This is a genomic window from Algoriphagus sp. 4150 (genome assembly GCF_031457395.1).
In the GTDB taxonomy this organism is placed as follows: Bacteria; Bacteroidota; Bacteroidia; order Cytophagales; family Cyclobacteriaceae; genus Algoriphagus.
Window position 1 is genome coordinate 178642 of record NZ_JAVDWS010000003.1, and the last position, 11538, is coordinate 190179.

General features: G+C 42.1%; 12 protein-coding genes. 2 read left to right on the forward strand and 10 right to left on the reverse strand.

The genetic code is table 11. The features are described from left to right. Positions 1-583: 583 nt before the first annotated feature. Both J2X69_RS06955 and J2X69_RS06960 read left to right on the forward strand, forming a co-directional pair. A complete protein-coding gene (locus tag J2X69_RS06955) occupies positions 584-1564 on the forward strand; it encodes a ribonucleotide-diphosphate reductase subunit beta (RefSeq protein ID WP_310100639.1) in 981 nt (326 codons plus the stop codon). A gap of 41 nt (positions 1565-1605) precedes the next feature. Further along, entirely contained in the window at positions 1606-4005 is a 2400-nt protein-coding gene (locus J2X69_RS06960; protein WP_310100643.1) for a ribonucleoside-diphosphate reductase subunit alpha, read from the forward strand. 109 nt (positions 4006-4114) lie between these two features. On the opposite strand, the gene J2X69_RS06965 is transcribed toward J2X69_RS06960, so the two are convergent. Genes J2X69_RS06965 through J2X69_RS07010 form a run of 10 tightly spaced genes read right to left on the reverse strand, consistent with a single transcriptional unit; the run spans position 4115 to position 11411 of the window. Further along, positions 4115-5251 carry a DUF2062 domain-containing protein gene (locus J2X69_RS06965; protein WP_310100647.1) on the reverse strand — a complete coding sequence of 379 codons (1137 nt, stop codon included), beginning with the start codon at positions 5249-5251 and terminating at the stop codon, positions 4115-4117. Beyond that, positions 5251-5625, reverse strand: a complete 375-nt coding sequence (locus J2X69_RS06970; protein WP_310100650.1) for a hypothetical protein — start codon at positions 5623-5625, stop codon at positions 5251-5253. The genes J2X69_RS06965 and J2X69_RS06970 overlap by 1 nt, the downstream gene beginning before the upstream one ends. 1 nt (position 5626) lies before the next feature. After that, positions 5627-6232, reverse strand: a complete 606-nt coding sequence (locus J2X69_RS06975; protein ID WP_310100653.1) for an outer membrane lipoprotein carrier protein LolA — start codon at positions 6230-6232, stop codon at positions 5627-5629. After that, complete coding sequence (locus J2X69_RS06980; protein ID WP_310100656.1) at positions 6233-6964, reverse strand: polysaccharide deacetylase family protein; 732 nt, start codon at positions 6962-6964, stop codon at positions 6233-6235. Further along, positions 6957-7871 (reverse strand): beta-ketoacyl synthase chain length factor, encoded by a 915-nt coding sequence (locus J2X69_RS06985; RefSeq protein WP_310100658.1) that lies wholly within the window; start codon positions 7869-7871, stop codon positions 6957-6959. Before J2X69_RS06985 ends, J2X69_RS06980 begins: the two co-directional genes overlap by 8 nt. After that, complete coding sequence (locus J2X69_RS06990; protein ID WP_310100661.1) at positions 7871-9046, reverse strand: beta-ketoacyl-[acyl-carrier-protein] synthase family protein; 1176 nt, start codon at positions 9044-9046, stop codon at positions 7871-7873. The genes J2X69_RS06985 and J2X69_RS06990 overlap by 1 nt, the downstream gene beginning before the upstream one ends. Further along, complete coding sequence (locus J2X69_RS06995) at positions 9043-9297, reverse strand: phosphopantetheine-binding protein (protein WP_310100664.1); 255 nt, start codon at positions 9295-9297, stop codon at positions 9043-9045. The genes J2X69_RS06990 and J2X69_RS06995 overlap by 4 nt, the downstream gene beginning before the upstream one ends. Positions 9298-9299: 2 nt before the next feature. Then, entirely contained in the window at positions 9300-9881 is a 582-nt protein-coding gene (locus J2X69_RS07000) for a hypothetical protein (RefSeq protein ID WP_310100666.1), read from the reverse strand. Between the two features lies 1 nt (position 9882). Continuing rightward, a complete protein-coding gene (locus J2X69_RS07005; protein ID WP_310100669.1) occupies positions 9883-11001 on the reverse strand; it encodes a beta-ketoacyl synthase N-terminal-like domain-containing protein in 1119 nt (372 codons plus the stop codon). Continuing rightward, positions 10986-11411, reverse strand: coding sequence for a thioesterase family protein (locus J2X69_RS07010; protein WP_310100672.1), 426 nt, complete (start codon positions 11409-11411; stop codon positions 10986-10988). The genes J2X69_RS07005 and J2X69_RS07010 overlap by 16 nt, the downstream gene beginning before the upstream one ends. Positions 11412-11538: the final 127 nt, after the last annotated feature.

Below are 11538 nucleotides of genomic sequence, written 5' to 3' on the forward strand. Positions count from 1 at the left end.
AATTCTTGATTCTTTTGAAATCGGAGTGCAAATATAAGGAAGTTATACAAAACAAAAAAACGGGCTTCCGAAATATTATCTGTGATTTAAAGTGAACCTTTGCAAATCGTCTTTTGGAGGCAAAATCTCCTTAATTAAATCCTCTGAAAAAGACAATTTTATTCAGAAATGATTTAAAATATTTCATCAGATTTCTATCCAACATATTGACCGTCAAATTATTGAAAAGCAAAATTGTTTATACCAAATACTTGACTGTAAGTCAATTTCAGTCTTGAATTTTGGTTGAAAATCTTTTTTGAAATTATTTCAAAATATTTCAAACCCCTAGAAATAGCCCATTCAATTAATTTAAAGCTATACTAAACCCTATTTAACCTACTGATTAATTTATAATTATACAATTATTGAACTAAGGTCAAATCACCCATTCAACTATCACTTCACAGGTTTTATTTCCCGATTTTGATTCACATATTTGTTCAAAGGCTGTTCTAAAAAGGCAGCCTTTCTTATCCCCGATCCTCAAAATATTTATTTTAGGTAAGGGCAAATTCATTACGATTAAAACAACCAAGTAGCAATGCAGAACGAACCAATATTAGAAGAGAACAAGAATCGCTTTGTTTTATTCCCCATACAGCACAATGACATTTGGCAATACTATAAGAAAGCCGAGGCGAGCTTTTGGACTGCTGAAGAAATTGATTTAGGCCAAGATATGGTGGATTGGAAAGCATTAAATGACGGTGAGCGTCATTTCATCTCCCATGTTCTGGCATTTTTTGCAGCCAGCGACGGAATAGTAAACGAAAATTTGGCAGAGCACTTCGTCTCTGAGGTTCAATATACTGAAGCTAAATTCTTCTATGGCTTCCAGATCGCCATGGAAAATATCCACTCGGAAACGTACAGCCTTCTCATCGACACTTACATTAAAGATGCGGTAGAGCGTGACAAGCTACTACATGCCATCGAGCATATTGACTGTGTAAAGAAAAAGGCCGACTGGGCGTTGAGATGGATTGACAACGGAAACTTCCAAGAGCGTCTTATCGCTTTTGCAGCGGTGGAAGGAATCTTTTTCTCAGGTTCGTTTTGCTCTATTTTCTGGCTCAAGAAAAGAGGCTTGATGCCTGGGCTTACCTTCTCCAATGAATTAATTTCCCGTGATGAGGGGTTACACTGTGACTTCGCTTGCCATCTGTACACAAAGCACCTGAACAACCAACTTCCAAAAGAAACGGTAAGAGAGATCATTCGGGATGCAGTAGAAATAGAAAAAGAATTTGTAACCGATGCCCTGCCTGTACGGCTTATCGGCATGAACGCTGACCTAATGTGTCAGTATATTGAATTTGTCGCAGACAGACTGCTAGACGAATTAGAATGTGAAAAAATATGGAACAGCACAAACCCTTTTGATTTCATGGACATGATTTCGCTTCAGGGAAAAACCAACTTCTTCGAAAAAAGAGTTGGCGACTACCAAAAAGCTGGTGTAATGAAAACGACAGAAGGCTCTGACGATTCACCAAGATTCTCCATTGGTGAAGACTTCTAAATTCCCCCTATCTATTCCATCAACCTAAAAATCCCAAAGAAATGCTAGTATTAAAAAGAGACGGAAGGCGAGAATCAGTACGATTCGACAAAATCACAACCAGAATTGAAAATCTCTGCTATGAGCTGGATCCTAGATTCATTCAGCCAATCGATGTTGCCAAAAAGGTAATCGATGGACTCTATGACGGTGTTTCCACTACAGAGCTAGACAACTTGGCGGCAGAAGTTTGCGCCTCTCTGACGGTGAAGCATCCCGATTATGCAATATTGGCTGCGAGAATCGCCATCTCCAATCTTCACAAGACTACAAGTCAGTCTTTTTCGAATACCATGAAAAGGCTATATACCCACGTGAACCCAAAGACTGACGAAAATGCAGCTCTGCTGGATCCGGAAGTATACGGCATCATCAAAAACAACGCGGCCAAACTAGATGCTGCAATTGATTACAAAAGGGATTTTGGGTATGATTATTTCGGATTCAAGACTTTGGAGAGAAGTTACTTGATCCGGTTGAATGGAAAAGTAGTAGAGCGTCCTCAGCACATGTTGATGAGAGTGGCAGTTGGGATTCACAAGGAGGACATAGACTCAGTGATTGAAACATACAACCTTCTTTCTGAAAAGTGGTTTACACATGCTACCCCTACACTTTTCAATGCAGGTACTCCGAAACCTCAGCTTTCATCCTGCTTCTTGCTTACCATGAAGGATGATAGTATTGACGGGATCTACGACACATTGAAACAATGCGCCAAAATCTCCCAATCTGCAGGAGGTATCGGTCTTTCTATTCACCACGTAAGAGCCAAAGGATCCTACATCAAAGGCACAAACGGAGTTTCCAACGGGATCGTACCTATGCTTAGAAACTTCGACATGACAGCCCGCTATGTCGATCAGGGTGGAGGAAAAAGAAAAGGAAGCTTTGCGATCTATCTTGAGCCTTGGCACGCAGATATCAAAGATTTCTTGGAGCTCAAAAGAAACCACGGAAAAGAAGAAATGAGAGCAAGAGATTTGTTCTATGCACTCTGGATTCCGGATTTGTTTATGAAGCGTGTGGAGCAAAACTTGGAGTGGTCACTATTCTGTCCTCATGAGGCTCCGGGACTCTCTGAGTGTCATGGAGAAGAGTTCGAAAGACTCTATGAAAAGTACGAAAGAGAAGGCAAGGCACGTGAGACTATCAAAGCGCAGGAGCTTTGGTTTGAAGTATTGGAATCTCAGATCGAGACAGGTACTCCGTACATGCTTTACAAAGATGCGGCGAACGGCAAATCAAATCAGAAGAACCTTGGAACTATCAAATCTTCCAATCTGTGTACCGAGATCATAGAATACACAGCTCCGGACGAAGTCGCTGTTTGTAACCTAGCTTCTATCGCACTTCCAAAATTTGTGACTGCCGGTCCTGACGGAAAACTGTTCTTTGACCATCAAAAACTATATGAAATCACTAAAGTAGCCACCAAGAACCTGAACAAGGTGATCGATGTAAACTACTATCCTGTAGAGGAAGCAAAAAGATCAAACTTCCGTCACCGCCCTATCGGTCTTGGAATTCAGGGATTGGCAGATGCATTTATTTTGCTGCGTATGCCATTCGATTCTCCGGAAGCCAAAGGCTTAAATGAAGATATATTCGAAACCATGTACTTCGCGGCCGTGGAGACTTCCATGGAACTTGCCAAAGTCCAAGGTACCTACGAAACCTACGAAGGTTCGCCGGCATCTAAAGGTGAACTTCAGTTTGATATGTGGGGAGTTACTCCAAAGTCAGGAAGATGGAACTGGACTGAAGTAAAAGAGAAAATCAAGAAGTACGGAATGAGAAATTCCCTGTTGATGGCTCCGATGCCTACAGCTTCTACTTCTCAGATCTTGGGCAACAATGAATGCTTTGAGCCTTATACTTCTAATATCTACACCAGAAGAACGCTGTCAGGTGAGTTCATTATTGTGAATAAGCACTTGATGAAGGACCTGATCGCTCTTGGTCTCTGGGATGATACCATGAGGAACAGATTGATCTCAACCAATGGATCTGTACAGAATGTACCGGGAATACCTCAGCACATCAAGGATATTTACAAAACCGTTTGGGAGATTTCACAGAAAATCATCATTGACATGTCCGCTGATAGAGGTGCCTACATCTGCCAGTCTCAAAGCATGAACGTATTTATGCAGGATCCCAACTTCGGTAAGCTAACCTCTATGCATTTCTATGCTTGGAAAAAAGGACTGAAGACAGGTATGTATTACTTGAGATCTCAAGCAGCGACCAGTGCTATCAAGTTCACGTTGGATAAAACAGGATTTGAACCTAAAGTGGAAAAAGCACAACAGGAAATAGTGGAAGTGAAAGCTCAAAAACAAGATGCCATTGCATGCTCTTTGGATGATCCCGAAGGATGTGAAATGTGCGGAAGCTAAAATTATAAGTTTGCTAGTCACCAATAGGCGCTTGAGAGATCAAGCGCTTTTTTTGTTCGAAGTAATCATACTCCCAAGAGTAGGCATATCCCACACTCCGACGAAAAGCTCACTTTCCTCTTGCTTTCATCAGGATGTAGGCAAAACCAAAACCCAGCAAGCCCAAGGCACAGGACAATATCACAGCTCCTACCAGATACTGATGAAGTTGAAGATAAATTGTCTCTAAGGTTATTTCAGAAAAATCAGGAATCAGCACTTTCTCTTTCACAAAAAAACTTCCGAAAAAATAACTGGACAATATGATCACAGGGATCAATGGAGGCAGACTAATATTCGAAAAAGTAAGGACAATGACCCGGTTAAGCTTCAGTAGACTTGCCACAAAAAATGCCGCAACCATCTGAAATCCCCAAATCGGAAATACGCCAAAAAACAGCCCCAAACCCACCGATCCTGCCATATGGATAGGATCATCCTGACGCCGCTGAAATTCCTGTTTTATCTGAGTAAAAATATTATGTTCCCCCTTTGTGAAAAATAAGCGCTTGGGCGCAAAATATCCCAGTGTCAGAAAAAAGAACAAGGTATTTAACACACTTATTCGGGCAAAATCACGAAACGGTCTAAAATGGCTGACCCGATCCTCAGGGTAATTTACATGCACCGGCACTTCTTTGATCTCCACTCCTTCCCATGCCAGCCTCACCAAAATCTCAACCTCAAATTCAAACTTTTTTGAATACCATTTCTTCTTCGAAATAGGCCCAAGCGGATAAGCCCGAAACCCCGTTTGCGTATCTGAAAGCCGAACCCCGGTATTAAACCAGACCCAGAAACTACTGAATTTATTCCCAAAACTACTTTTCTTGGGAATACCCTCCTGGCTCATATTTCGCGAGCCCATCAGAACTGTCTCCATTTCCAAGAACTGAATCTGATCCAGCAGATCCCTGATGTTTTCAGGCTCATGCTGCCCGTCCGAGTCCAAGGTTATAGCATAATCATACCCCCGTTCGAAAGCATGTTCAAACCCTTTTCTCAGTGCATATCCTTTCCCTTGGTTAGTTTCATAGCTGATATAACCCAACGTCGGAAAGGACTGCAGAATTGACTCAGTGCTGTCTGTAGATCCATCATTCACGACCAATACATCAGCACTAATCGATAAAACTTCCGAAATCACTTCACTGAGTGTAGCTTCATTGTTGTAAGTAGGTATGATGATGCAAACTTTTTTATCCATTATACCTGGCTATAGACACCTTTCATTTTAAAGAAAACCGTATCTTCTAAAAACAGATTTGCCTCTATTTTCAGCCCATTCTCTACTTCTGTATGCTTTATTCCCAAATGCACAATTTCATTTTCTGCAGGATTCAGAACAGACAGGAATTTGATGCTTAGTGCTGTCTTAAGATGAAATTCTTTCCCAAAAAGTTTTTGTAGTGAAGACCTTACTGCCTCCACCATAATCACACCGGGTAGAATTGGGTTTCCCGGGAAATGCCCCTCGAAAACGGGACTATTTCCCAGCACCCTGACTTCTATCACTGAGTCAGTTTCGGCTTGGGAAAGTATAGAAATATCAATTGTTTGATTTAAAGCTAGCTGTTGCATTCTATTGAAAAATTGATGGAGGAATCGCCGTATTTATTTTCTGGTTTTCAAAAATAATTTCCGTGAAATGCTCCTGGCTTTCGTACATTTTCAGTTGATCGAGAAGAAGGTCTTTCTCATCAAATACCAGTTCTATCTTTGCGAGCCGCTTCGCCATCCGCTTATCCATAGGCAATAGTGTGATGGACATTTTCCCATTCTTGCTCAGAAAGCGCTTATCAAATGAAGGATCATTCAAAATAGATCCATCCACAGTACTTAGAATAAACTGCCTGAAAATACTCATCTGCATGCTTAACCCCTTGGATTTTTTGACAGATTCCCCGTCAAACTGAATTACCTCATCCTTATTCAGGATAAAATAAGTGGCGCTTGGCTCCTGCTGTTCCCAGCGGATTCTATCCGGATTTTCGTAATAAAAAAGACCACTGGACACGAGTGGTTCATCAAAAAGCAAGCTCTGTTTTCTCTGGGTAAAATCAGCCGTTATGGATTTAATCGTCTTGTAGTGTTCTTGTAGTTTGGCTGCAAAAGCTGCATCCTGATTCGGGGCAAAAACAGGGCTAGATAGTGTGATGAACAATAGAAATGTAAGTAGAAATTGCATTTAATTCAATTCAGCTTTTGAGGTCAAATTTCTTCTTTTCAGTTCCAATATCAAAGGTTCTAGTATAGAAACTGTGTGTGGTTGCGTATCATGCAAGAGTACAATATCTGATCCTTTTATTTTTCTCTTTAGGCTCTCGAGAAGTTTTTCAGGATCTTTTTTGACGGTATCATAGCTTCTCACTGTCCATCCTACAGCTTGCAGTCCACACTTTTTGAGTGCAAAGGCAATGTTTGGATTAGTAACTCCAAATGGAGGTCGATACCAGTTGCCCGCCTCAGGAATCACATGCTGCAATGCTCCATGTCCGTCACCTATATCCAACGTGGTTCTACTCCTATTCCAAAGGCCAATCATAGGATCATGACTGTAAGAATGGCTTCCGAGTAAATGTCCCTCCGCATGCATTCTCTCAATAAGTGTTTCATTGCCCTTCACTTTTTTTCCAATTAGGAAAAACATAGCTTTCGCGTTATGCTTTTTCAGGATATCCAACACCAAAGGTGTATTCACTGGATCAGGGCCATCATCAAAACTAAGTAAAACGTTGTTCTTAGTAGTCTTCAGAATGAATTTAACGAAGAACTGTGGCTTGATAAACATAGCCATACAAAATAAAAAAAGTAAGAACCCCGCAGCCAAGGCAATCAAGTATAAGTTGGAAACTGAGGTCATCAAAATCACCCCCGCAAGCAGGACTGCTATTCCCAAAGCTACCTGAACCTTACTCATGGCTTAGCAATGTTAAGCCCAAACCTGAGGATGAAGTAGCACAGATCAGGACATGCTGGTACGCTTGCTCGGATAGATACGAACACCCCAAATGCATCGCTATACCTGAACTGGTCATATATCTTCCGACTAATTCTGCCACAGATCTTTGATCCATATCACAGTTACTTATCAAATCTGCTGTGGTAAGAAGCAAACAGGATTTTCTATCGACCTGATTTTTCAATAAAAAAGCATCAATTTCTTCAGAAGGGGTCTGGGCTTTCATCTTGATCAAACTATCCTTTACAAAAATCTCCGAAGGAATATCGGCACTCAGGTGAAAAAATGAGGATCCTTCGCCAAAACCGGAAATATCCGCTTCCCCGTAGCCCGCCTCTCTCGCCAAACTATCAAGCAGAGGAATATGCTCATCTGCCGCACCCAGGAGAATGTTTGTCATTCCGAATTGAGATTGAAGAGTTGCATCTTTTAGGGCACTTTCGAAAGAAAAATTCCGCTGAACATGCGTCATATTGTAGCCATGATTTTTCAGCTGCAAGGCAATCTGCCCGGAAAGCGTATTATGACTGGACTGAGTGAAGGCCGTCGGGGAATTCAAACCTGTCGCAGAACCTGAAATAAGATTCAAAAACTTCTCAGTATCCGCCAGATTCCCCAGTCCTGTTCCCACAATTATTGCATCCCAATCCAAGGTAGTAGTTTTGGAAATTGTCAGACCACACATCAAGGCCATTTTAGTGATTTTGGACATTCTGCGTAATGCCATCACCGGAATCACGGTTTTATATTCGGGGTCAGTTGCCTGGAATTCTTGCAGCTTCTCCTTCAAATCCGACAGACAAAAGCCTTCCCACAAACCTTGGGCAGAAATCGAAACTGCATGATGGATGTATAGCTTTTGCATCAATTCTTGGAAAAAATCAAAGAGGTAGAATTACCGCCAAACCCAAACGAGTTGGACATCACGTGCTGAATTTCTTTGGATACAGCTTTTCGTAAAAGTGAAGGAGAAGCTGTCATGGGCTCAGCAATACTGAAGTTTCCAAAGGCATAGTTTTGAAGCAAACTCTGCACGGCAAATACGGCTTCTATGGCTCCTGATGCAGCCAATGTATGGCCTGTCGCTCCTTTGGTAGAGCTAAAATCGGGGAGACTATCTCCGAAAACAGCTTCCATGGCTGCCAATTCAGATGAATCATTATTCTGGGTTCCGGTTCCATGCGCATTGATGTAGCTGATTTGATCAGGTTTCAGCCCCACAGTATCAAGTGCTGCACACATGGCTTGTTGTGCACCGATTCCTTCGGGTGAAGTACCTGTGTTGTGAAATGCATCATTGCGATTAGCCCAGCCTGATAGTCTGGCAAAGCATCTATTTCCACTTTGCTTTACACTCTCCTCACTTTCCAAAAGCAAATAAGCCGCGCCTTCACCAAGGTTCAGCCCGCGCCGATTTACATCAAATGGTTGACACAAATGGGTATCATAGATCATCAAAGATTTAAATCCTTCGATTGTGAAGTTGCACAAGGCATCAGTTCCGCCTACCAATACCCTGTGGAACTCTCCCGAATGGATCAATTGTGCTCCCAGCATAATGGCATTTGCGGATGAGGAACAGGCAGTAGAAATTGTATTTATATACTGGAAATCACCCAAATTTTCTGCGATGTAAGTTGAGTTGGCACCCAGGTCATGCATTTGAAAAAGAGCTGCATCTCCCTGCTCTCCCTTGCCTTTTGCCTCAAAGTACTGCTCACTCAGATCCATCCCGCCGACGGTAGTTCCATTGATGAATGCGGAGGGCATTCCAGGATCCAAAGCGGTTTTTCCTAAAGCTTCTTTGGCAGCCAAAATCCCCAGCAGTGCAGTTCTTGATGTATAATCAGAAAAAGGCACTTGGCCTAATTCCGAAAGTTGCTGATTGGTAAACGGTACTTTACCGGCATAAAAATACTGCTCAGCACGAAGATAATGTCCTATGCCTATCATCCCGGATTTGAGTTGATTGAAGTGATGCTTTGCACTAATGCCCAAAGCACTCACCACTCCTAGCCCGGTAATATTAATTTTTGTCAAGGCCGATTTTTTACGATATAATCTGCAAGTGCGTTCACTGACTTAAAAACTTCCTTTCCTGACTCCGGATTATCCAATACTACTCCGAAATGATTATCCAGAATTACGATAATTTCCAGTGCATCAATCGAATCCAATCCTATGCCTTCTTCTCCGAAAAGTGGCTGATCATCTGTTATATCCTCAGGTTTCAAATCTTCCAAGCTCAACTGCTCAATCAAACACTTCTTTATTTCTTCCTGTAAACTCATTTTTATATAGTTAATAACGACATTTTTATTTCCGCAGCTTCTACCAAATAAAGTCGCAGCCGGTAATTCTCCTGAAATGCATCTATCCAACCTCCAAGGCAATAGGTGGCTTTCTCTGCGGAAATCAGCAAATCAGCTTCCGTCGCCCATTCTTCGAAATTAAAACTTGGCTTCAAAATAAGCAGATTTTCTCCATACCATTTATTTCTGATGGCTATTTCCCCCATCATGATGTTTGGCAGGGTGTATACAAAGACCGCCGGACTGACTTTTGCCTCTTCATCTATTAGCTGTTGATGTTTTGAATCAGAATCCAAACTGGATTGCCCATTGAAAAAAACCATGGCAACTTCATCATCTCCGAAGAATAGGCTCTTCTCCTTCAATAAATACTCAGATCCCAGAAACGCCAGCTGGCACAACTTATCCATCTTGTAATACTTGGGATAAGGAGAGTCCAGTTTCTTAAACGCTGCCTTCAGGAACTCGGAAAAGTCTCCGCTTTCAAAAGAAAATACAGTTTTTCCGTTGACTACTATGTTGCCATTTTCAATGCTGCAGGAAGAGATTACTTGTATAGCCATTTTACTGTTTCCCGATTAAAACCGCCGCATTACAACCGCCAAAACCCGATGCTGTTTTCAGTGCCAACTTCACGTCAATTTCCAGATTTTCCTTCAGCACATTAAGTTCCGTTTCCGTCCCGGGGTTTATACATCCAAATGTCTTCAGCAGCAGGCCTACTCTCATGCTTCGCATAGTCATTGCGAGCTCGACCAGACTACCGGCTCCCAGAGTATGGCCAAAGTAGCCTTTCAAACTATTCAAAGGAGTTTTTTCCAAACCGAGTCGGCTGAAAGCCTTGGCTTCCATTTCGTCGTTGAATAAAGTTCCTGTGCCATGGGCTGAAATAAACCCAATATCATCGGCGTGTTTACCACTGTATTTTAAGGCTTTTGAAACTGCTCTATAAAGCCCTTCTCCAGTCCTGGAAGGCCCGGAAATATGATTCGCATCATTACTTGTAGCTCCACCCAGGTATTGGAAAGGTTTGGATTTGAAAAGATTTTTATCCTTCGAAAGCACCACACTTGCTGCTGCCTCACCCAGATTCAATCCATTTCTATGCCTGTCAAAGGGTTTGCATTGCGCTGCGTCCAATGCGAAAAAAGACTCAAAACCCAGTGTGGTAAATTCACTAAGCAGATCTGCTCCTATTACCAGCGCATGATCCACCTGATCAGCTGCAATCTTATCCGCTGCATAGATCAATGCTGACAATCCCGAAATACAGGCACATGAAATCACCTTTCCTTCGGAGGAAAAAGGAAGTTCTTTCTGCAGCTGCTGCATCAAATAATAGGGATTTGCGCGCATCACATCTCCACTTTTCAAGTGGGCAATATCGCCCTTGGTAGTACTCAGCACAAACAGCCAGCGCTCTTCCGGTTGATGGGTAAAATGCAATTCTTCCAAATTTCCATGGCAGCTTTCCCCCGCAAATTCTGCTATTGCAGAGTCTGTAGAGAAAGAAGAATTCTGAAATTTCGCAGCATGAAGTTTTTCAATCCCCTGAAATGGCTGCGCCAATTCCCTGAGACCTGTTTTTCCATTCTCTGCATTGGAAAAAGTCTCCTGAATGCCCCATCCCAATGGCGAGATGATATTTTCTCCCCCTACAAAAACCGTTATTTTTCCAGCCATACTTGATTGGACTTCCAATTTTCAAAAACCGGAGGAGTATTCAACTGCAGTTCCATTTCCTCATTCACGAAGACTTGGGTAGTTTCCCCCACGGCAGCCAGCTTGCCGGTAGTCTCATTATAGACCGTGTATTTGTAGATTACTTTGGCCGCCTGATTGTATTGAAGTCTAGTGACAAGCCGAGCCACATGCCCAAATTTCAGCACCGATTTAAATTTCATTTTGGTGTCGACTATGGGCAATATCAGCTTATTTTCGTAGAGATCCTGGTAAGACATACCATACTTCAGACCTAGATTTTCCCGGCCATCTTCAAAAAACTTAAGGTAATTCCCATGCCATACTATGCCCAAAGAATCCACTTCAGAAAAACGGATATTAACCAGTATTTCGTCCTCTATATATTTCATGTGTTTATAATTCTTCTCTATTGGCCACATGGAATCTCGCATAAGGGATAATCATCCCAGTGTGTACCGCCTTCGACATGCTCGATTTCATGTGTTTATATTCTGTTTTAAGAGGTCATAACCTGTC

Excerpts from the sequence above, each read along its gene's own strand:
- J2X69_RS06970 (WP_310100650.1), bottom strand. The coding sequence starts at position 5,625 with ATGCAACAGCTAGCTTTAAATCAAACAATTGATATTTCTATACTTTCC.
- J2X69_RS06955 (WP_310100639.1), top strand. The coding sequence starts at position 584 with ATGCAGAACGAACCAATATTAGAAGAGAACAAGAATCGCTTTGTTTTA.
- J2X69_RS07000 (WP_310100666.1), bottom strand. The coding sequence starts at position 9,881 with ATGGCTATACAAGTAATCTCTTCCTGCAGCATTGAAAATGGCAACATA.
- J2X69_RS07005 (WP_310100669.1), bottom strand. The coding sequence starts at position 11,001 with ATGGCTGGAAAAATAACGGTTTTTGTAGGGGGAGAAAATATCATCTCG.
- J2X69_RS06995 (WP_310100664.1), bottom strand. The coding sequence starts at position 9,297 with ATGAGTTTACAGGAAGAAATAAAGAAGTGTTTGATTGAGCAGTTGAGC.
- J2X69_RS06985 (WP_310100658.1), bottom strand. The coding sequence starts at position 7,871 with ATGCAAAAGCTATACATCCATCATGCAGTTTCGATTTCTGCCCAAGGT.
- J2X69_RS06965 (WP_310100647.1), bottom strand. The coding sequence starts at position 5,251 with ATGGATAAAAAAGTTTGCATCATCATACCTACTTACAACAATGAAGCT.
- J2X69_RS06960 (WP_310100643.1), top strand. The coding sequence starts at position 1,606 with ATGCTAGTATTAAAAAGAGACGGAAGGCGAGAATCAGTACGATTCGAC.
- J2X69_RS07010 (WP_310100672.1), bottom strand. The coding sequence starts at position 11,411 with ATGAAATATATAGAGGACGAAATACTGGTTAATATCCGTTTTTCTGAA.
- J2X69_RS06980 (WP_310100656.1), bottom strand. The coding sequence starts at position 6,964 with ATGAGTAAGGTTCAGGTAGCTTTGGGAATAGCAGTCCTGCTTGCGGGG.
- J2X69_RS06975 (WP_310100653.1), bottom strand. The coding sequence starts at position 6,232 with ATGCAATTTCTACTTACATTTCTATTGTTCATCACACTATCTAGCCCT.